Raw genomic sequence first — 19,779 nt, 5'->3', positions numbered from 1 at the left:
TCCCCGGTGCGGCCCAGTTCCGGCCCCCGATCCTGAGGCTTATCCTGAGCGGTCTTCTTCGGGGAGGTCGGCGTGGGGCACGTGTTCGTCAGGCTGGCCGGGCACGGCGCCCGGCTGGTCCCGTACTGGCCGTACCGGTTCACCGGGTCGGCCGGGTCGTCGACGATCCAGGTCACCGTCGTCGGCGACGGAGGTGAGCGGCGGGCGGTCGTCGGGCCCGGCGCCGCGTCGGTGCCCGGCGTGGTGGACGTCGACGCTGGCCCGGACGGGGACTGGCGGCTGGAGGTGGGGCCGTTCAGCCTCTGGTGGCCGGCGGGCTTCGCCGTGGAGTCACCCACCGAACCAGGGGACGGGACGCCGTGCTACCTGCTCGGCCCGGACCAGGCGATGATCTTCCCGCAGGGGCCGGTGCCGCTGGCCCGACTGGCCGGGCCGGATGCCTTGGTTGCCCCAGGGCAGCGGGTCGTCCACCGGCGGGTGCTGGACGACGACATCGACGTGGTGGAACTCGCGTACGCGCACGACGGCGCCGCCTGGTGGCAGGCGCACTGGATCATCCCGGTCGGGCGCGACCTCGCGCTGGTCCTCACCGGACAGGCCCCGGCGGAGGCCGGCGCGGCGGTCCGGACCGGCGGCGACCGGATGGCCGTCACCGTCGCCGGCGTCCACCACCCCTGATGGTCATTCCACCTAGCCGCGCCCGAGCCGCGCGGCCACCCGCTCCTGCAGCGCCGCCAGCGCAGGACTGACCGTCGCGGTCGGCGGCATCGGGTCGGCCAGCCGGCGGGCCGGCTCGGGCAGCCAGGCGAGATCGGCGTCGAAGCGGCCACGGGCGTCGCGAACCGCGTCGGCGGGGTCGGCCGGGTCGAGCCGGCGGCCACCGCGCATGACCGGCACCAGCAGGGGCTCTCGGCCACCCGGTGGTGGCTCGGCGCGCAACCCCACCACATCGCCCGCCGCGCCGGTCGGATCACGGAAGACCTGCTTGGCGGCGGGCAGCGTGGCTTTGCCCGGGGACAGCTTCAGCACCGGCCGGTCGCCGTAGGCGACCAGCTTGTAGGCGCTGTCCAGCGACGGCGCGTCGTACGAGACGCCCATCTTGGTGCCCACGCCGTACCCGTCGATCGGTGCGCCCTGCGCCACGAGCCCCGCGATGACGTTCTCGTCGAGGCTGCCGCTGGCGAAGATCCTGGCCTGCCGCAGCCCGGCGTCGTCCAGGATCGCCCGGGCCTGCCGGGCCAGCGCCCCGAGGTCGCCGGAGTCGAGCCGTACGCCGACCGGGCCGGTCAACCCGAGTTCGGTGACGACGTCGACGGCGGCCCGGACTCCCGCGGGGGTGTCGTAGGTGTCGACCAGGAAGATCGGGTTCGTGGGGAAGTCGGTCGCGAACGCCCGGAACGCCGCCCGCTCGTCGGGGAACGCCTCCACGTACGAGTGGGCCATCGTCCCGGACGGGGCGATGCCGTACCGCATGGCGGCCTCGACGTCGCTGGTCGCGGCGAAGCCGGCGATGGCCGACGCCCGCGCCACCCCTGCGCCGGCCTCGATGCCGTGGGTGCGGCGGAACGCGAAGTCGATCAGCTGCGCGCCGCCGGCGGCGAGCCGGCAGCGGGCCGCCTTGGTGGCCACCGTGGTGTGGAAGGTGATCAGGTTCAGCACGCCCGTCTCCACCATCTGCGCCTCCGCGATCGGTGCGGTGACCTCCAGCAGCGGCTCGTCGGCGAAGACCACGCGACCTTCCGGCACGGCCCACACGTCCCCGGTGAACCGCAGCCCGGCCAGGGCCGTCAGGGCGGGCTGGTCGAACCCGACGACGTCGCGCAGGTAGCCCAGCTCGGCGTCGTCGAAGGCGAAGCTCTCCAGGAACGCCAGCGCCTCGGCCAGCCCGGCGGCGACCAGGAAGCCGCGCCGGTGCGGCAGCCGGCGGACGAAGAGGCTGAACGTGGCGTGCTCCGTCATGTCCCGGCGCAGGTAGCTGGCCGCCATCCGCAGCTCGTACAGGTCGGTACGCAGTCCCGTCATGCCACCTCCTCCACCACGCCACCACTGTGATCCATCCGGTTGCAAGGCGTACGGGAAACGGGAGATCCGCCTCCGGCGGCTCAGCGGGGGCCGGCGGCCCGCCAGAACTGGCGGGGCGCGTAGCCCTCGCGGCGCAGCCAGTGTTCGGTGTAGACGATCCGCTCGGCCGGCACCACGACCAGCGGCCCGGCCGGCGGCTCGTCCAGCGACCGGGACCGCTCCACGTGGTCGGACTGCCACCGGTACGCCGGCCAGTGGTGGTCGAAGTCCGGGTCGCCGGGGTGCAGCACCCGGGCCCGGCCGAAGACCTGCGCGCCGCGGCTGCTGGCCTGGCCGACCAGGGGCGCGAAGATCCCGACCGAGACGCGTGGGTCGGCAGCGAGGTTGCGCATCTTCGGTGAGTCGGCGACCGCGGTGAACATCAGCGTGAAGTCCAGGTGGAAGTAGCGCACCGGGGTGGCGAGCGGGCCGTCCGGGCCGGCGGTGGCCAGCACGCACATGTTCTGGGTGGAGAGCAGGTTGAGGATGCGCTCCTGCAGGCGGTCGCGGTCGAGGCGGGCGGTGGGGGCGGGGCCGGCGAGCCAGGGATTCGTGGTGGGCATGGGTGATCTTCCCATGCTCGACCGCGGGACGGCGCTACGCCGTTGCCGCAGTTGATCACACCGCGTAGCGTGATCGACCGTGAACACCGGACCGGCGCCACGCCACGCACGGATCGGCGACCCAGTGGTCGGCTGATCGCCGGGCGGCTGCGGAGCGGGCAGCCCTTCCGTTCGGCACGCGGGCCTCCACGCGCGTTCGCGCGCGACAGGTCCCGTCAAGTGTCGAACAACAGCGAGGTCAGCCGAATGACAGTCACGTTCAACCACACCATCATCGCAGCCAAGGACCGCGACGAGTCCGCCCGGTTCTTCCGGGAGCTGCTGGAACTCCCCGAAGCGCCGTCCTGGGGCGTGTTCACCAACGTCCAGCTCGACGGTGGCGTGCTGCTCCAGTTCGCCGAGCCGCCGGTGGAGATCCAGATGCAGCACTACGCGTTCCTCGTCGACGACGATCTGTTCGACCGGGCGTATCGGCGGCTGTGTGACCGCGGCATCACGCACTGGGCCGATCCGCAGATGCGCCGCCCCGGCGAGATCAACAACGAGCACGGCGGTCGGGGCGTCTACTTCAAGGACCCCGCGGGTCACGCGATCGAGTTGATCACCCGCCCGTACCTGTAGCCGGGATGCTCGCCGGCCGGGTCGACCGGAAACCCCGTCGGCCCGGCCGGCGACGGCTGGTAGGTTCGCTCGCCGTCGCCGGGACCACGGGGGACCGGCTCGACGCGCGTCTGTCAGCCCGGCGAGCCGGTCGGCGACGGTGTCCCGGTGGTGGTCGAGGCAGCTGAGGGGGGCTCCGGGCGGGCACTGTGGACGCTAGGGTCTGGGCCCATGCGGTATCGACTCCTGGGCAACACCGGCCTGCGCGTGTCCGAGCTGTTCCTCGGGGCGATGACCTTCGGCGAGCAGGGTGGCGTGGGCGCGCCGCTGGACGAGTGCCGCCGGATGCTCGACCTGTACGCCGACGCGGGCGGCAACGTGGTGGACACGGCGATCAACTACCGGGCGGGCGCCAGCGAGGAGTTCCTCGGCGAGCTGCTGTCCGGCCGCCGCGACCAGTTCGTGCTGGCCACCAAGTACACCGTCTCCCGCGACGGCGGTGACCCCAACGCCGCCGGCAACCACCGCAAGAACCTGGTGCTGTCCCTGGAGACCAGCCTGCGCCGGCTGCGTACCCACTACATCGATCTGTACTGGGTGCACCTGTGGGACCGGCACACCCCGGTCGAGGAGACCATGCGGGCCCTCGACGACGCGGTCCGCGCCGGCAAGATCCTCTACGTCGGCATCTCCGACACCCCCGCCTGGGTGGTGGCGCGGGCCAACGTGCTGGCCGAGTGGCGCGGGTGGACGCCGTTCGCTGGGCTCCAGGTGCCGTACAGCCTGCTCAACCGGGACGCCGAGCGGGAGCTGCTGCCGATGGCGGAGGTGACCGGGATGACCGTGGCGGCGTGGAGCCCGCTTGCCGGCGGCATCCTCTCCGGCAAGTACACCCGGCGTGAGGCGGCCGACAGCGCTCGCCTGGCGACCGCCACCCTCACCGACCGCGATCACGCGGCGGCCCGCGCCGTGCAGGAGGTCGCCGACGAGCTCGGTGCCACCCCGTCGCAGGTCGCGCTGGCCTGGGTGCGTGCCCGCTCGCGCGCCGTGCACCCGATCGTCGGCGCGCGCTCCGTCGGGCAGCTCACCGACAATCTCGGGGCACTCGCCGTCGACCTTCCTGACGAGGCGGTCCGGCGACTCAGCGCCACCACCGAGATCGAGCTGGGCTTCCCCGCCGACTTCATCGGGCAGACCAGCGGCTGGGTCTTCGGCGACGCCGGCAACCGGGTCGACGGCCGGCGCTGACCGGGGCCGGCGTGCGGCGGGAAACCCGGTTCGGGTAGCACCCGACTCCTGGTAGGTTCGCTCGCCGTGACGACGGGGACCACGGGGGATCGGCTCGACGGGCGTTTCGCCCGGCTCTGGACGGCCAGCACCATGTCGGCGCTGGGCAGTGGGATGGCCACCGTGGCCGCCCCGCTCTACGTGGCCTCGCAGACCGACGACCCGCTGACCGTCTCCGCCGGCGCCGCGGTGGCCTGGCTGCCGTGGCTGCTCTTCGCGCTGCCCGGCGGGGTGCTGGTGGACCGGGTGGACCGGCGCCGGCTCATGGTGGTCATCGACTGGCTGCGGGTGGCCGTGCTGGCGGTGCTGGCCGCCGCGATGCTCAGCGACCGGGCCGGGGTGGCGCTGCTCTACGCGGTGCTGTTCGTGGTCAACACCGGCGAGGTGGTGTTCCGCAGCGCCGCCCAGGCGGTCGTGCCCGCGGTGGTGCCCCGGTCCCGGCTGGAGCGGGCCAACGGCTGGCTCGGCGGCGGCACCCAGATCATGCAGAACATGGTCGCCGGTCCGCTCGGCGGCTTCCTCTTCGTGGTGGCCGCGGCCATCCCGTTCGCCGTCAACGCCGGCACGTACGCGCTCAGCGCCGTCCTCGTCGGCCTGCTCGCCGGGTCGTACCGGGGCGCCCCCGGGGCGGGTGGGCGTCGCTCGGTGCGCGCGGAGGTGGCCGAGGGGTTCCGCTGGCTGCTGTCCCAGCGGCTGCTGCGCACCATGGCCCTGCTCATCGGGCTGCTCAACGTCACCCTGACCGCCGCCCTCGCGGTGCTGGTGCTGCTCGCCACCGACCGGCTGGGCCTCGGCTCGGTCGGCTACGGCGCGCTGTTCACCTGCATGGCCGCGGGCGGGCTGCTCGGCGCGGCGGTCGGCGACCGGCTGGTCGCCACCATCACCGCCACCTGGACCGTGCGGGTGGGCCTGCTCATCGAGGCCGGCCTGCACCTGGCCCTGGCCGCCTCGCGCAGCGCCGTGGTGGTCGGGCTGGCGCTGTTCGCCTTCGGCGTGCACGGCGCGCTGTGGAACATGGTCGCCAACTCGCTGCGCCAGCGGCTCACTCCGCCCGCGCTGATGGGCCGGGTGGGCAGCACCACCCTGTTCATCGCCGCGGGCGGCAACTGCGTCGGCGCGCTGCTCGGCGGGGTGGTCGCCGACCGGTACGGGCTCACCGCGCCCTACTGGGTGGGGTTCGTGGTGGCCGTGGCGGTGATCGCCGCGACCTGGCGGGTGTTCGACCGGGCCACCGTGGCCGCCGCGTACGCCGACCCGGCCCCGGACGGCCGGGAGTCCCCGGCGACCGTCGCCTGAGCGGGGCCGGGCTCAGGGCCGTGGCGGCACCGGCAGGGTGACGCCCTGCGCGGCCGACCGGTGCGCCAGCTCGATCAGCTCGACCACCCCGACCGAGTCCGCCGGGTCCACCGGCAGCGGCGCGCCGTCCCGCAGCGCCGCCGCCAGCTGCGCGTAGAAGTCCCGGTAGCGGCCCGCCTCGGTGGGCACCGCCCGAAGTTCGCCGTCGGCGCCGAGCCGGCCGTACCGGTCGGGGTCGACCTCGCCCCAGCCCGGGGTGCCCGGCCGGCCGCCCTCGCGCAGCGCCGCCTCCTGCGGGTCCAGCCCGTAGATGGTGTAGGCGGCCCGGTCGCCGAGCACCCGGAACCGCGGGCCGAGCTGGGCGGTGACCGCGCTCATCCACAGGTGGGAGCGGACCCCGCCGGCGTGGGTGAGCGCGACGAACGCGTCGTCGTCGACCTCGGCGCCCGGCCGGCGCCGGTCCACCTCGGCGTAGACGTGCTGCACCGGGCCGAAGAGCCGCACCGCCTGGTCGATCAGGTGGGCGCCGAGGTCGAACAGCGCGCCGCCGGCCTCGCCGGGCGCGGCGCTCTCCCGCCAGCCCGGCTTGATCGCCGGCCGCCACCGCTCGAACCGGGACTCGAAGCGGGTCACCCGGCCCAGCTCGCCCGCCTCGACGAGCCGGCGGACGGTCAGGAAGTCACCGTCCCAGCGGCGGTTCTGGAACGCGGTCAGCGGCACCCCGGCGGCCGCCGCCTCGGCGACCAGCGCCCGGCCCTCCGCGGCGGTCGGCGCGAGCGGCTTGTCGACGACCACCGGCAGCCCGGCCGCCACCGCGGCCCGGGCCATCGGCACGTGCTGCCGGTTCGGCGTGGCGACCACCACCAGGTCGAGGGTGTCGGCGGCCCGCCAGAGCTGGTCGGCGTCGTCGAGCACCCGGGCGTCCGGGTGCTCGGCGTGGACCTGTGCCCGGCGCTCCGGGTCCCGGGTGACCACCGCGTCCAGCCGTAGGCCGGGCGTGGCGGCGACCAGCGGGGCGTGGAACACCCGCCCGGCGATCCCGTACCCCAGCAACCCCACCCGCAGCGGCGCCTGCGCCATGCCGTCCCCCGTCCTCGATGATCTCCTGCGAATCTACGCGCTGCGCCCGGCGCGGGACGGCGGGTCCCGGACGGCGGCCCACCCGGGTATGTGGCAGCGTGAGCGGGTGCACCCAACCCCGGTCGAGGCCGACGTCGCGCTGGTCGGCGGCGGCGGCGCCGCCTCGCTGGTGCTGGCCGCCCTGGACCGGCACGACCTGACCGGCCTGCGGGTCGCCGTGGTCGACCCGGTGCGCCGGCGCGGCCAGGACCGCACCTGGGCGTTCTGGGGCGCCCCCGGCGGCGACCTCGACCCGCTGCTGAGCGCGAGCTGGTCGCGGGTCGACGTGGTCACGCCCGCCGGCCGCCGCGTCCTGCCGCTCACCCCGCTGCGGTACGCCATGCTCCGCTCCGGCCCGGTCTACGACCGGGCTGCCGCGGCCGAGCGGCGGCTGGGCGCGGTGCGGATCGGCGCGCCGGCCGGCGCGCTGGCCGACGACGGGCACCGGGTGACCGTGCACGACCCCGAGGGGCGGCCGCTGGTGCGGGCCGGCTGGGTGCTCGACTCCCGCCCCCGGCCACCGGCCCGGCCCGGGCGGACCAGTTGGGTGCAGCACTTCCGCGGCTGGTGGCTGGCCGCCGACCGGCCCGTCTTCGACCCGGAGCGCGCGGTGCTCATGGACTTCCGCACCCCGCAGCCCGCCCGGGGCGTCTCGTTCGGCTACGTGCTGCCGGTCGACGACCGGTACGCCCTGGTCGAGTACACCGAGTTCGCGCCCGACGTGCTCACCGACGCGGGCTACGACGCGGCGCTGCGCGGCTACGCCGGGCTGCTCGGCCTCGACCTGACCGGGTTGCGGGTGCGGGAGGTGGAGAACGGGGTGATCCCGATGACCGACGCGCCGTTCGTCACCCGCCCCTCGCCCCGGGTGGTCCGGCTCGGCACCGCCGGCGGCGCCACCCGCCCGTCCACCGGGTTCACCTTCTCCGCGATGCTCCGCCAGGCCGAGCAGGTGGCCCGGGCCCTGGCGGCCGAGCGGCCGCCGGTGCCGGCGCCCGCCTACCCCGGGCGGCACCGGTGGATGGACGCGGTGGCGCTGCGCGCCCTGGACCGGGGGCACGTCGACGGGGTGGCGTTCTTCGAGCGGCTCTTCGACCGGAACCCGCCGGAGCGGGTGCTGCGTTTCCTCGACGGCGCCACCTCGCCAGCCGAGGACCTGGCGGTGATGCGGTCCAGCCCGCTGCTGCCGATGACCGGCGCGGTGCTCGGCGACGCCGTCGATCGGCTGCGCGCCCGGCTGGGCCGCGGTCCGGCCTCCGCCCCCGTGCCGGAGGACGGACCGCGGACCGCGGATCAGGCCGGCTCGTAGGTGGCGACGACCACCCCGGTCGTCGTGGTGACGCTGTCCACCAGCCGCAGCTCGCCGGGCGCGTCGCCGTCGGCGAAGAGCCGCCGCCCGTTGCCCAGCACCAGCGGGTGGACCAGCAGCACGTACGCGTCGACCAGCCCTTGCCGGCGCAGCGACCGGACCAGCTCCCCGCTGCCCAGCACCGCGATGTCCGGGCCGGGTTGTGCCTTCAGCTCCCGTACCGCCTCGATCACGTCCCCGTTCAGCAGGTGCGAGTTCACCCACGGCAGCGGCTCGGTGAGGGTGGTCGAGGCGACGTACTTGGGCAGCGCGTCGAGCACCGGGGTGAACGGGTTGCCGGTCTGCCGCGGCCAGTAGCCGGCGAAGTCCAGGTAGGTGCGCCGGCCGAGCAGCAGCGCGCCGGTCGACGCAATCCCCTCGCCCATCTTCCGGCCCAGCACCGGGTCCTGATAGGGCAGCGCCCAGCCGCCGCGGGTGAAGCCGTCCCGGGTGTCCTCGTCGGGACGCCCGGGCGCCTGCATCACCCCGTCCAGGCTGACGTTGTCGGTGACGACGATCCTGCGCATGCCGCTCCTCGCGGGTTCGGGGCCGGCCCGCTGCCGACCCTCCACCTCCGATACGAACGGCGGACGCGGATTTCGACGTCAGCCACGGTCGGTCAGGACGTCGCGTCCACGAGCAGTTGCGGGGGAGTGGCGGACTCGCGGCTGCCGTAGCTGCTCGACGAGGCGCCGCTCGAGGTCAGCCCGACGGTGACCGTGCCGTTCCCGCTGACCAGCGGCGTGACGTCGACGATGATCCAGGTGCCGCTGGTCGTCCGGCCGCTGGCGGCGACCGGGGTGCCGCCCACGGTGGGCGCGTTGTTCCAGTTCAGGGACGCCTCCGACCAGGTGGAGTCGGCGACGGGCCGGACCGCGAACCCGCTCGACGAGCCGGCCGCGACCCAGATCCGCAGGCGCGCGCGGAGCACCGCGCCACTCAGCCCGGACACGGTGAACTTCAGGTACGCGTTGGTGGCGGGATCCCCGTCGACCCGCACCACCGGGGTGCTCCCGTAGTTGCTGGTCGGACTGGAGGCCTTGGCGTAGGTGTCCGCCACCGTCACGACCGGGGCGGCCACCGGCGTGGTGACCAGGGCCGGCGTGCTCGGGTTCGAGGAGTTGCCCGACGCGTCGAAGGCGGAGACCGCGTACGAGTAGGAGGTCTCCGACAGCGCGGTGGTGTCGGTGAAGGCGGTCCCGGTCGTGGTCGCGAGGGCAGTCCCGTCCCGATACACCCGGTACCCCGCCACGCCGGAGTCGTCCGTCGCCGGGTCCCAGGACAGCACGACCTGGTTGGGGCCGGACGCCGACGCCACCAGGTTGGCGGGCGTGCCGGGCGGGTCGGCGTCGGCGGTGGTGACGGTCACCGGGTTGCCCGGCGCGGAGACGTTGCCCGCGGCGTCGACCGCAGTGACCAGATACGTGTACGACGTGCGGGCGGCGCCCACCGTGTCGTCGACGAAGGTCGGGCCCGACGAGGTCTCCGCCAGCAGGCTGCCGTCCCGGAACACCTGGTACCGCGCCACGCCGACGTTGTCGGTCGACGCGTCCCAGGCGAGGCCGACCGCGCCGGGCGTCACGCCGGTGACCCGCACGTTCGGCGGCGCCGCCGGTGCCAGGGTGTCCCGCACCGCGCTGACCGGGCCGGCCTCGGGGCTGACGTTCGTGGCCGCGTCCACCGCCCGTACGGTCCACCGGTGCGGCTCGTTCGCCGGCACGGCGCTGTCGGCGTAGCTCGTGGCGGCCACGGTGGCGACCGGTACGCCGTCGCGGCGCACCTCGTACCCGGTGACGCCGACGTTGTCGGTGGCGGCCGACCAGGTGAGCGTCACTGCGTCCGGGGAGGCCGCGGCGGCCAGTCCGCCGGGCGCCGTGGGAGGCGTGGTGTCCGGCCCGGAGGTGGTCACGGCCAGCTCGACACTGCGGTCGGACCGGTTTCCGGCCGCGTCGACGGCGTCGACGGTGTACCGGTACCGGGTCGCCCCGGCGACGGCGGTGTCCGTCCAGCCGCCGGCGGTGGCGGGGAGGTCGGCCACTGCGGTCCCGTCGCGGTAGACGCGGTAGCCGGTCACGCCGTAGTTGTCTACGGCCCGGGTCCAGGCGAGCCGCACCGACGGGGTCGGGTCGACCGTGGCGGACAGGCCGGTGGGTGCGGTCGGGGCGAGCCCGTCGGTGCCCTTGCAGGAGACGGTCGACGAGTCGACCAGGGTCGTGCCGGTGGCGCCGGCCGCGTGGTACCGCAGTTCGGCGCGGTTGCCGAGGAGTTCCATCCGCATCGCGCCGTAGCTCTTGTTGGTCTTCACCACCCGCGGATCCGAGCTGGCGAAGCCCTGACTCGAGTGGCCTCCGCCGCCCACCACGAGTTCCACGATGCCGTCGGGTGCGGGTACGCCGCCCGCGCCCATGGGTGTCCAGCGCTGATAGTTGTGGTCGTGCCCGGCGAGCAGCAGGGTGACGTGGTGGGCGGCCATCAGGTCCCACATGGGCTGCATCCGCGGCGCGGGGTCCTCGGAGCCGACGCTGAACAGGGGATGGTGCCAGAACACCACCGTGCACGGGCTGCGGTTGGCGGCCAGGTCCGCCGCGAACCACTCGTACTGGGGGGTGCCCGGGGCGACCTTGTTGTAGTTGCTGGTCGAGTCGATGGCGATGAAGTGCCAGCCGTTGGCGTCATAGCTGTAGTAGTGCGGGATGTTGTCCCAGAAGTGGAAGTAGCCGTCGGCCGTGTTGCCGTCGTACTCGTGGTTGCCGACGATCGGAGTGGTGACGTCGCGCAGCCGGCCGTAGAACTCCGTCGGGCCGCCGTACCAGTTCTTGAACTCCGTGAGCGTGCCCTCGTCGTACACGTCGCCCAGGTACAGGAACAGGTCCGGGTTCCACCCGACGAGCGCGTTGGTGACGTTCACCGCGTTGGTCTCGCCACCGGCGCCGTCGCCGACGGCTCCCACGACGAAGGGCTCCTGCGGCCCACGGGCCTGGATGGCCGGGACCGACCACTGCCGGGTGTTCGGCGGGGCGGTGACGTTGCCGTTGGCGAAGGTGACGGTGATCGCCGTCTCCCCGGTGACGTACCCGTCGCGCATCTTCGCCGTGACACCGAGGACGTGTTCCCCGTCGGCGAAGTCGGCCGAGGAGAGGGTGAACTGGTGCGGTGACTGGAAGTCCGTGATGAGGTACAGCCCGTCGAGTGACCACTCGGTCTTCGCCAGGCCGGGACTGCTGCCGACCGTGACGTTGACGGTCGCCGCCACACCGGCGTCGCCCACCACCGTGCCGCCCCCGGCGGGCTGGGTGAGGCAGACCAGCACGGTGTAGGGCCCGCCGGCCGGGGTCGACGTGCGGCAGGTGGCGGAGGCGCTGCTCGCCCGGCCGCTCGCCGCCAGGGTCGGCGCCCCGACGACGAGCAGGGCGACCAGTGCGGACGTGACCCGTGACCGGGTCGCTCCGGGTGGCTTCATGGGGTTGACCTCCAGCTCGTGTTGCCAGTCGTCGAGGCAGGGCCGCGGCCTCCCCAGGAGCGGTTCACCATCAGTGGTCGGCGTCGTCGTCCAGGCCCGGCCGGCCACCGGGGACCCCGGCCGGGAGCCGACGTCGCCGCACGAGCACCCCGAGCGGTAACGCCACCACCGCCGCGCCGGTGACGAGCAACGCCCCCCAGGCGCTCAGCCCCCAGTGGTCGCCGTCGGCCGGCTCGCTGCTGTCCGCCGGCACGGCCACGTCGACGCGTACGCCGAGCAGGTCGGCGAGCACGTTGATGTCGGACGCGCCGAACCGTTCGCTCGGTTCGATGTGGGTGTTCTCGCTGAACTCGTTCCAGCTGATCACCCCGATCGCGTCCGGGTCGGAGAGGCGCGCCGCGGCGAAGGAGGCGCGCAGGGTGTCACCCGCGCGGCGGGGTACCGCCCGCTTGCCGCCGACCAGGCGCGCGTCGAAGCCCGGGGTCACCGGGGCGATCCACAACCCGCCGCGCCGGTGCACCGCCCGGGCCATCTCGGCCAGTTTGCGCTGGCTGACGCCGGCGACCGGGTCCACCGAGGACCAGTAGTAGGCCTGGCCGTCGAGCACGCCCTGGCTCGACTCGACGTCCTCGAGCTTCTTGGCGTTGCCCAGGACGAGCAGTTTCCCGCGGACGCCGCCGACGGTGGCCTGGATCTGCGCGGCCGTGAAGCGGTCGCTGCCGGTCCACACCACCACAGGCCGGCCGAAGATGTCGAAGACCGGGTCCGTGGCGTAGCGGGTCGCGAAGTACGACAGGTCGGTGCGCACGGTGTCGAAGGCCAGCGGAGTGCGGGCGAAGTCCAACCCCTGGTAGACGATGCCCAGGTGGAAGTGCTCCTCCCGGGCGACCTCGATCAGCTTGGCCAGGCGCTCGTCGAGTTGCGGGGTGTGCTTCCACGACACCAGGAACCCGTTGATGCCGGCCGACTTCGCCATCCGCACGTGCCGCCGCATGATCTCGACGTCGTCGCTGGAGTAGCGCCCGAGCAGCGGGTAGTCGATCTTCGCCCGGTTCCACGATGTCGGGTTGAACCAGATGTAGTAGTAGGCGAGGACCGGGACGGGTGTCGCCGACGGGTGCGGGGTGTCCTGCCGGTGACCGGTGTCGGCACGTGCGCCGCCGGCCGGAAGCAGCGGGCCGGCCAGCGCGGCGAGCAGCAGCACCAGCATGATCCCGGCCCGTAGCGGTGCCGGCGGCCGGTCCTTGCCGGCCGGTACCGACGCCCGGTCCGCCCGCGACCACCGCAACCGCCTGCGGTGCCGGGGTCCCGCGCGTCCTTCCCGGTTCGCCGCCGCGGGGCCGCGGCCGGGCCGGCGGAGCCGAGCCAGCAGGTGCGGCCGTCCGAGCAGGACCAGGCCCACCGCGACGAAGAGCACCGCGAACGTCACCAGGCCCAGGTCGGCCCCGCTGATCACGGTGAGCGCCACCTCCTGGTCCTTGCTGATGCTGACCGGGCGGCCGAACGACACGCCGCCGCCGAAGACGGTGATCGTGTACGTGCCGCGCGGCAGGTCGGGCACCACCGCCGTGCCGTCCCGGCCGAACGGCAGCCGCTCGACGGCGCCGTCGGCGCGGGTGAGTTCGATGCCCTCACCGACCTGCCGGGTGAAGAACATGTCGGTCGCCGTGAACGCGACCCGGAAGAAGAGCAACTGCACCACCCACGCCTGCTGCTCCCACGGCACGAACCGCTGTCCCGCGCGGTTGACCACCGAGGTGCCGTCGACCATCGCGCTGTCGACGACGTAGTACAGCTGCTTGGACACCAGCCCCTGGGGGCCCTGCTGGGTCCGGCTCTCCGACACCCAGCGGGGCTGGGTCAACTCTGGGCCGGTCAGGTCGTGGATCTCGCCGGTGTTGCTGCGCAGCCGCATGGCGGTGACCCGGCCCGCCGGCACGGCGTCGCCGAACCGGTCGATGAAGCTCCACGACACCAGCCGGGCGGTACGCACCCCGAGCTCCACCTCCTTGCCGCGCGCCCCGGCGTCCACGTCGCCGCGGAACCGGTCGAAGACGACCTTGCGCGTCGGGTCGATCCGGGTCTCCGGAACGACGAGGCGCCGCTCCAGGTCGACGAAGTTGTGGACGCGGATCCGGAGCCGGCCCCGGGCGTCGGACCGGGCGGTCTGCCCGTCCACCCGCACCACCACCCCGGCCAGCGGGGGCACGACCCGCAGGTGCAGCACGCCCGGTTTGGTCGAGGCGGGCCGGGCGCTCGCAGCCGACGGCGACACGGCCAGGCCCAGCACGACCGCGACCAGGGTCAGCAGCGCGGCCCGCGCGATCCGCCCGGTCACGTCCATCGCCGCCGCCGCAGGGCCGCCGCACCCACCAGCGCCGCCACCAGGCTGCCCGTGAGGGCGTACGAGGCGTACACCGGCACCGGGTCCGGCCTGGTCACGACCGGCGGTGTGCGTTCGGTGCCGAGCAGGACCGCCGGCCGGGGTGGTCGGTCGAAGTCGAAGGCGTCGAGGAAGGTGTTCGCCCTGCGGTCGCGCTCGGCCAGCGGTGCGAGCCGCCAGTTGACCTCGATGAACTTCAGCGCGGAGGTGAAGTCGAGCGTGGTGGAGTCGACGTGGCCACGCCGGGCGTACGGGCTGACCAGCAGGGCGGGCACCCGGAAGCCGTAGCCGTAGGCGTCGACCTGCGGGGGCGGCACGTGGTCGTACCAGCCGCCCCAGTCGTCGTACGACCAGAGGAAGGCCGACGAGTCCCAGTCGGGTGAGCGCATCAGCTGGGTCAGCAGGGTGCGGACCAGGTTCTGGCCGGCCCGGATGCTGCCCGGCGGGTGCTCGCTGTCACCGGCCGGCGCGATGAAGGAGACGGCGGGCAGCTGGCCCTTGGCGGCGTCGTCGTAGTACTGGTCCAGGTTCACGATCTTGCTGAACAGCCGGGGGTCGTCGACGTAGCGGGCGTAGCCGAGCAACGGCACCCAGATCACCTGCGCTCCCCGGTCGACGTCCTCGGCGCTGGTGCGGGAGCGGAAGGTGATGGTGGGGTCGTAGTTCTCCACGTAGAACTTCCAGCTGATCCCGGCGGCCTCCAGGCGGTCGAAGATGGTCGGGATGTCGCCCCATCCCCGCGCCGGGATCGACTCCGACGCTCCGCTGGCGCCCGGGCCGCCGGTCACCCGGAACATGTGGTTGCGGATGCTGCCCGAGTTGGACGAGCTGAAGAAGCGGTCGAAGAGGACGTACTCGTCGGCGATGTTCCAGTAGTACGGGAGGTCGCGGTCGTCGTAGTAGGCCATCGCGAGCCGGCCGTCCTTGCCCTGCGTGCTCACCCCTTCGACGAAGCCGTCCATGCGGCCGCCGTGATACTGCACCCGGAACGCCTCGGCGGTGTGGTCGAGGTCGAGGCTGCCCAGCTCACCCAGGTGGAACGGCTTGACGCAGGGCTCGGCCCGGCCCCGCTTCACCGGCATGCAGGTGCCCGGGGGGATGCCGTCGACCCCCGGCCGGGTGCCGAAGTAGTTGTCGAAGGTGTGGTTCTCCTGCATCAGGAAGACGAAGTGGTCGATCGGCGTGGTGGGGTTCGGTGGGGCCGCCGTCCGGGACGCGGCGTGGGCGGCGGCCGGGTTGGCGAGCACCAGCAGGGCGGCGACCAGCAGTACGCGGGCCACCAGACGACCGGCGTGCCGGCGCGGGCGAATGGGGTGGATCATGGACGCACCTCGTAGATGATGACCACGGGAACGGGCACCCGTCGGCCCGTGGAGTCGGTCCCGTCGACGTTCTCGGTGTGCACGACGCGGCCGTGGTAACGGCGGATCAGGACCGTCAACCGCTCGGCGAAGAACGTCGAGCGTCCGGCGGAGAACGAGTCCCAGACGACGTAGTGCAGGTCGTTGTGGCGTAGCCACCAGTCCGGGTTGGGCAGCGGCTCGTAGGACGGGTTGCGCCGCAGCGGGTTCGGGCTGACCGAGAGGCCGTAGCAGCGGCGGTGGCCGTAGTACTGGACGATGTTGGCCATCGACGGACCGAGGGTGAGCACCACCGACCCCTCCGGCGTGTTCGCGGCCAGCCACCGGCCGGCCTCCCGGCCGCCCGGCACCCCACCGGAGCCGGCGAGGAAGGTGGCGTTGTCGGCCCGGTTGACCGCGCTCCAGCTGGGCACGAGCAGGCTCAGGGTGACCACCGCGATGGTGCCCGTCCGCACCCCCCGCACCACCCGGGACGGTCCGGCCCCCGGTGCGCCGCCGGCCCTCCGCAGCAGGCGGCGGACCCGCTCCGGAACCGGCATCCCGGTCAGCGCCCGGGCGGCGAGCACCGCGACGGGCGCGACGGCGGGCAGCAGGTACTGGAAGCCCTTCACCGGCCACAGCTGGAAGAACAGCACCGGCGCGGCGATCCACGACAGGAGCAGGGTCTCTCGCCAGGACCGGCGCCGGCGCAGCCACCACAGGCCGCCGGCGGCGGCCGCCACCACGAGCAGCCCCATCGCGGGCGGCACCGTTTCGAGGTAGAAGCCCATCGAGTGGTTGGGTCGACGGAAGAGCTGCCACACCAGGTAGCTCTTGCCGGTCTGGGTGCGACCGGCCAGGGCCTGCACGACCGGGTGGGTCGCGAAGACCACCCCCATGGCGGCGACGGCCAGCAGCGACAGCCGCACCGGCCGGCGCACGGTCGGGGTCAGCGCCAGGAACGCGTAGACGCCGCCGGCCAGGACGATGCTCGTCTCCTTCGTCAGCATCGTCAGGCCCAGCATGCCGCCGGCGGCGACGTACCACACCGCCTGCTGGCTCTGCACGAACCGGACCAGGCAGTACAGCGTGAGCGTCGCGAACAGGACCATCGGCCCGTCGAGGAGGACCTGACGGGTGACGATGACGTGGTACGGCATGGCGGCGACGAGCAGCGCCGCGACCAGCCCGACCCGCCGGCCGTAGAGCCGGGCGCCGAGCAGGTGGACGGCGAGCACGGTCGACACGCCGAGCACGGCCACCACCACCCGCCCGGCCACGTCCACCTCGCCGGACCGGAAGAACGGTGACAGCAGGGTCTGGAAGAGCATCGGGTGGGCCCGGAAGACCGGAAAGAACGGCGTGTAGTTCGGGTTCCCGGCGAGCGAGGCGGCCTGCCCCGCGTAGACGGCCTCGTCGCTGTTGAAGCCGAGGGCGTCCAGCCGCCACACCCGCAGCAGCAGCGCCAGCGCCGCGATGGCGACGAGGGCGGCCGGCACCGCCCACCGGCGCCGTCGGCGGCCCCCACCGGCACCGTCGGGGCGGGAATCCGGCACGGGCACCGACCGGACGACGGGGTGGAGCACGACCGTCGCCTCGCGACGGTCGTGCTCCATCTCCCCGACCGGGGACGGGGTCACACTCACGCACGCGCTCCACTCGGGGCCAGCGCCCCACTCCACCGCGGCCAGGCCGGGAGGACCACCTGCTGCTCGGCCGGCAGGTCGCCACGTTCGGCCCGCAACAGGTCCGGGATCTCGTCGGCCCAACCGAACCGGTCGGAGGCCAGCACCCGGCTGCGCACGTGCGACAGGAACCCGGCGAGGATCTCGCGTTCGCGTTCGCGCAGCTGCGCGTAGCCCTGCCCGTCGATGGTGATCGCCGGCGCCAGGTAGCGAAACGGCGGGAACCCGTACGCGTCGTCGGTGTTGCTGATCATCCGGTCCAGCGTCTCGTCCGGGCCGAGCTCGCTGATCCGCGGCGTACCGCGCTCGATGATGAACAACTCCTCGACCCGGGTGCTGGTGCCGATCCGGCAGGGCACCAGCCGGTCGACGCTGTACTTGGGCGGGGGGACGAGCCGCTGGGTGATGGCGTTGATGCCCATGATCGGGACGTTGAATCGGCTCAGGGTCAGCGCCAGCGAGCGGCCGCCCTTGGAGTGCAGCCGGCTCTGGAACTGCAGCCGGCGCCACTCGGCCGGGGTCAGATCCTGGGCCTGCACCGCGCGCAGGGTGTGCGCGCTGATCGTCAGCGGCTTGGGGAAGCAGGTCGCCACTCCGTCGGGGCCGATCAGGGTCATGTCGTCGGAGAGGAAGTGCCCCCCGTGGTCGCGCAGCAGGCGGAGCACCGTGGCGGTCTTGCCCGTGTCGGTCAGCGCCGAGAGCATCACCCCGACGCCGTTGAGGTTGACGCACGCCGAGTGCAGGAGCATCTGCCCCCGCGAGACGAGCACGAACCGCAGCAGCGCCTCGATGATGTTGGTGTAGACCACGTGCGGCGACCGGGCGAGCAGCGGTCCGACCTGGATGTCGATCGGCGAGCCGAGGCTGATCCGGAAGTTCGCGCCCAGCCGGCCCAGGTGCTCCTCGTACCGGAGGACCGACTCGTTCGCGTACTCGGTCATGGCGGCCCGGCGTCGCGGCCCCCGACCGCCCACGTCACTGACCCGCACCGCGATGTCGACGTCCGCGTCCGCCACCCACTGGGCCCGGAAGAACTCCAGCTCCGGCAGCATGATCTGGGAGCCGATGGTGACCACGCCGGCCACGTCGTACCGGTACTTCAGGTACTGGTACCGCTTCCTTGAGGGGGCGGCGGTGGCCGCGGGGGCCGTCAGGCTGACGAGCATGCGTACCGGGTCGCGCCGGCCGGTGCTCACGGTGGAGTAGATCACCCGGTCGTTGATGAGGAACCGGACGAGGAAGAGCGCGACCAGCGTGAGGGCGTTCGCCGTGAGGATCCCGACGCCGGCCCAGACCAGGGCCTGCAGGACCGGGAGGCGCAACAGCAGCAGCACGTTGTTCAGCAGGAAGAAGCGGCTCGCCCGGCCGGCCCGGGAGCCCTGCCGGTTGCGCCGGTAGATCAGCAGGTCGATGAGGACGAAGTTCCACGTCGTCGACAGCTGGGTGGCCAGCGCCGCGCCCAGCAGGTGGTGCAGGTTCGCCGGCTCGTAGAAGAACCACAGGGCGGCGGTGTTCACCGCCATGCCGGAGAGCCCGACCAGTCCGAACGCGACCATCCTGATCAGCTCCGCCAGGCGGTCACGGGTGGAGGCCGGGCGCTCCCGCATCTGGCCGACCAGCCGTTGGCTGCGCAGCCGCCACAGGTGCCGCAGGAAGGTCAGCCCCTCCCGCACGGACGCCTTCGAGCGGCCGGCGTGCCGGTGCGCCATCTCGTAGGCGACCTCCGCGATCCGGGCGCCGGGGTGGCGGACGAGCAGCTCCAGCAGCACCTTGAAGCCGATCGGGTTCATCCGGTCCAGGTCGACGGCCGCCCGGCGGAAGGCGAACAGGCCGCTCATCGGATCGCTGATGGTGGTCAGCCGGCGCGGGAACAGGCTCTTCGCCAGGCGGGTGGCCCACGACGAGGTGGCCTCCCGGGCGGCGCCGCCCAGTCCTTCGCTGGAGCCCTCTCCGGCGTAGCGGGTGCCGATCACCACGTCCACGTCGTGCCGCATCGCGATGTCGGCCAGCCTGCCGGCGGACTCCGGCGGGTGCTGGAGGTCGGCGTCCATCACCATGACCCACTCGCCGTGGGCGTGCCGGGCGCCGAGCAGCACCGCGCCGCCCAACCCGCCGGCCCGTGAGTTCGCCGGACGGTGCAGCACGCGTACGGCGACCGGGGCGTCCGGCGCGTGCCGGGTCAGGACCTCGACGGTGTCATCGTCGCTGTCGTCCACGAAGATGATCTCCGCGCCCAGCGGCGCGAGGGCGCCGCCCAGGCGGGACAGCAGGGTGGGGATGTTCTCCGCCTCGTTGCGGGTCGGTACGACGACGCTCAGCCGCACCTGCTGTTCCGCCGCGGGCCGGTGCAGATAGCGCGGCGTCGGTTCCGGGTCGTGCCGGTACCGGCGCCGCCGGACTTCGCCGCCCGAAGTCGCCGACTCCTCGTCGTCGTCCGTCGATGGCGCATGTGCAACCTCGGTCATTCGACCCTCCATGAGGTCTGCTTCCAGGCAATGACGAGCCGCCGGAAATACAGCTCGGAAACAGCGCGGAAGCCAGTTGGAAATGCGTGCGGGACCGTCTCCGGTTCGGTCCCGGCGCCGTGGGTATTGACGGGGTGGCTGCGGTGTCGTCAGAGAGTACGAAGGGCGAAGA

14 protein-coding genes are annotated in these 19,779 nt (G+C 73.4%); 5 read left to right on the top strand and 9 right to left on the bottom strand.

Annotation, left to right across the window (positions count from 1 at the left end; translation table 11 throughout):
* Window positions 1-72 precede the first annotated feature (72 nt).
* A complete protein-coding gene (locus AC0OLQ_RS20245; RefSeq protein WP_484527525.1) occupies window positions 73-678 on the top strand; it encodes a hypothetical protein in 606 nt (201 codons plus the stop codon).
* A 12-nt stretch (window positions 679-690) separates the two neighbouring features.
* Here the strand turns inward: AC0OLQ_RS20245 and AC0OLQ_RS20240 are convergent, their stop codons facing one another.
* The gene (locus AC0OLQ_RS20240) at window positions 691-2,022 is read right to left on the bottom strand and encodes a nicotinate phosphoribosyltransferase (protein WP_484527524.1); all 1,332 of its coding nucleotides are present in this window, start codon (window positions 2,020-2,022) and stop codon (window positions 691-693) included.
* An 80-nt stretch (window positions 2,023-2,102) separates the two neighbouring features.
* Complete coding sequence (locus AC0OLQ_RS20235) at window positions 2,103-2,624, bottom strand: pyridoxamine 5'-phosphate oxidase family protein (protein ID WP_484527523.1); 522 nt, start codon at window positions 2,622-2,624, stop codon at window positions 2,103-2,105.
* A 246-nt stretch (window positions 2,625-2,870) separates the two neighbouring features.
* Here AC0OLQ_RS20235 and AC0OLQ_RS20230 point away from each other — a divergent pair, with 246 nt between their 5' ends.
* The 3 genes from AC0OLQ_RS20230 (at window position 2,871) to AC0OLQ_RS20220 (ending at window position 5,807) form a co-directional block, all read left to right on the top strand.
* Complete coding sequence (locus AC0OLQ_RS20230) at window positions 2,871-3,245, top strand: VOC family protein (RefSeq protein WP_484527522.1); 375 nt, start codon at window positions 2,871-2,873, stop codon at window positions 3,243-3,245.
* Between the two features lie 210 nt (window positions 3,246-3,455).
* Window positions 3,456-4,472 carry an aldo/keto reductase gene (locus AC0OLQ_RS20225; protein ID WP_357345470.1) on the top strand — a complete coding sequence of 339 codons (1,017 nt, stop codon included), beginning with the start codon at window positions 3,456-3,458 and terminating at the stop codon, window positions 4,470-4,472.
* A gap of 66 nt (window positions 4,473-4,538) precedes the next feature.
* A complete protein-coding gene (locus AC0OLQ_RS20220) occupies window positions 4,539-5,807 on the top strand; it encodes an MFS transporter (RefSeq protein ID WP_484527521.1) in 1,269 nt (422 codons plus the stop codon).
* Window positions 5,808-5,819: 12 nt separating this feature from the next.
* Here AC0OLQ_RS20220 and AC0OLQ_RS20215 read toward each other — a convergent pair whose 3' ends face one another.
* Window positions 5,820-6,887: a Gfo/Idh/MocA family oxidoreductase gene (locus AC0OLQ_RS20215; RefSeq protein ID WP_484527520.1), complete on the bottom strand. Its 1,068-nt coding sequence runs from the start codon at window positions 6,885-6,887 to the stop codon at window positions 5,820-5,822.
* Window positions 6,888-6,975: 88 nt separating this feature from the next.
* Here AC0OLQ_RS20215 and AC0OLQ_RS20210 point away from each other — a divergent pair, with 88 nt between their 5' ends.
* Window positions 6,976-8,235: a lycopene cyclase family protein gene (locus AC0OLQ_RS20210; RefSeq protein ID WP_484532390.1), complete on the top strand. Its 1,260-nt coding sequence runs from the start codon at window positions 6,976-6,978 to the stop codon at window positions 8,233-8,235.
* On the opposite strand, the gene AC0OLQ_RS20205 is transcribed toward AC0OLQ_RS20210, so the two are convergent.
* The 6 genes from AC0OLQ_RS20205 to AC0OLQ_RS20180 form a co-directional block, all read right to left on the bottom strand.
* Complete coding sequence (locus tag AC0OLQ_RS20205) at window positions 8,220-8,801, bottom strand: dihydrofolate reductase family protein (RefSeq protein WP_484527519.1); 582 nt, start codon at window positions 8,799-8,801, stop codon at window positions 8,220-8,222. The two genes, AC0OLQ_RS20210 and AC0OLQ_RS20205, sit on opposite strands and share 16 nt — an antisense overlap.
* Window positions 8,802-8,893: 92 nt before the next feature.
* Complete coding sequence (locus AC0OLQ_RS20200; RefSeq protein ID WP_484527518.1) at window positions 8,894-11,734, bottom strand: CBM96 family carbohydrate-binding protein; 2,841 nt, start codon at window positions 11,732-11,734, stop codon at window positions 8,894-8,896.
* A 70-nt stretch (window positions 11,735-11,804) separates the two neighbouring features.
* A complete protein-coding gene (locus AC0OLQ_RS20195) occupies window positions 11,805-14,078 on the bottom strand; it encodes a glycoside hydrolase family 71/99 protein (protein ID WP_484527517.1) in 2,274 nt (757 codons plus the stop codon).
* A complete protein-coding gene (locus tag AC0OLQ_RS20190) occupies window positions 14,069-15,439 on the bottom strand; it encodes an alkaline phosphatase family protein (RefSeq protein WP_484527516.1) in 1,371 nt (456 codons plus the stop codon). The genes AC0OLQ_RS20195 and AC0OLQ_RS20190 overlap by 10 nt, the downstream gene beginning before the upstream one ends.
* Window positions 15,436-17,103: a glycosyltransferase family 39 protein gene (locus tag AC0OLQ_RS20185; protein WP_484527515.1), complete on the bottom strand. Its 1,668-nt coding sequence runs from the start codon at window positions 17,101-17,103 to the stop codon at window positions 15,436-15,438. The genes AC0OLQ_RS20190 and AC0OLQ_RS20185 overlap by 4 nt, the downstream gene beginning before the upstream one ends.
* A complete protein-coding gene (locus AC0OLQ_RS20180) occupies window positions 17,100-19,607 on the bottom strand; it encodes a glycosyltransferase (RefSeq protein WP_484527514.1) in 2,508 nt (835 codons plus the stop codon). The genes AC0OLQ_RS20185 and AC0OLQ_RS20180 overlap by 4 nt, the downstream gene beginning before the upstream one ends.
* Between the last annotated feature and the right edge of the window lie 172 nt (window positions 19,608-19,779).

It is taken from the genome of Micromonospora sp. Utrum1, from assembly GCF_057197805.1.
The sequence above is the reverse complement of the archived record's forward strand: the minus strand, read 5'-3'. Positions and strand labels throughout refer to the sequence as shown.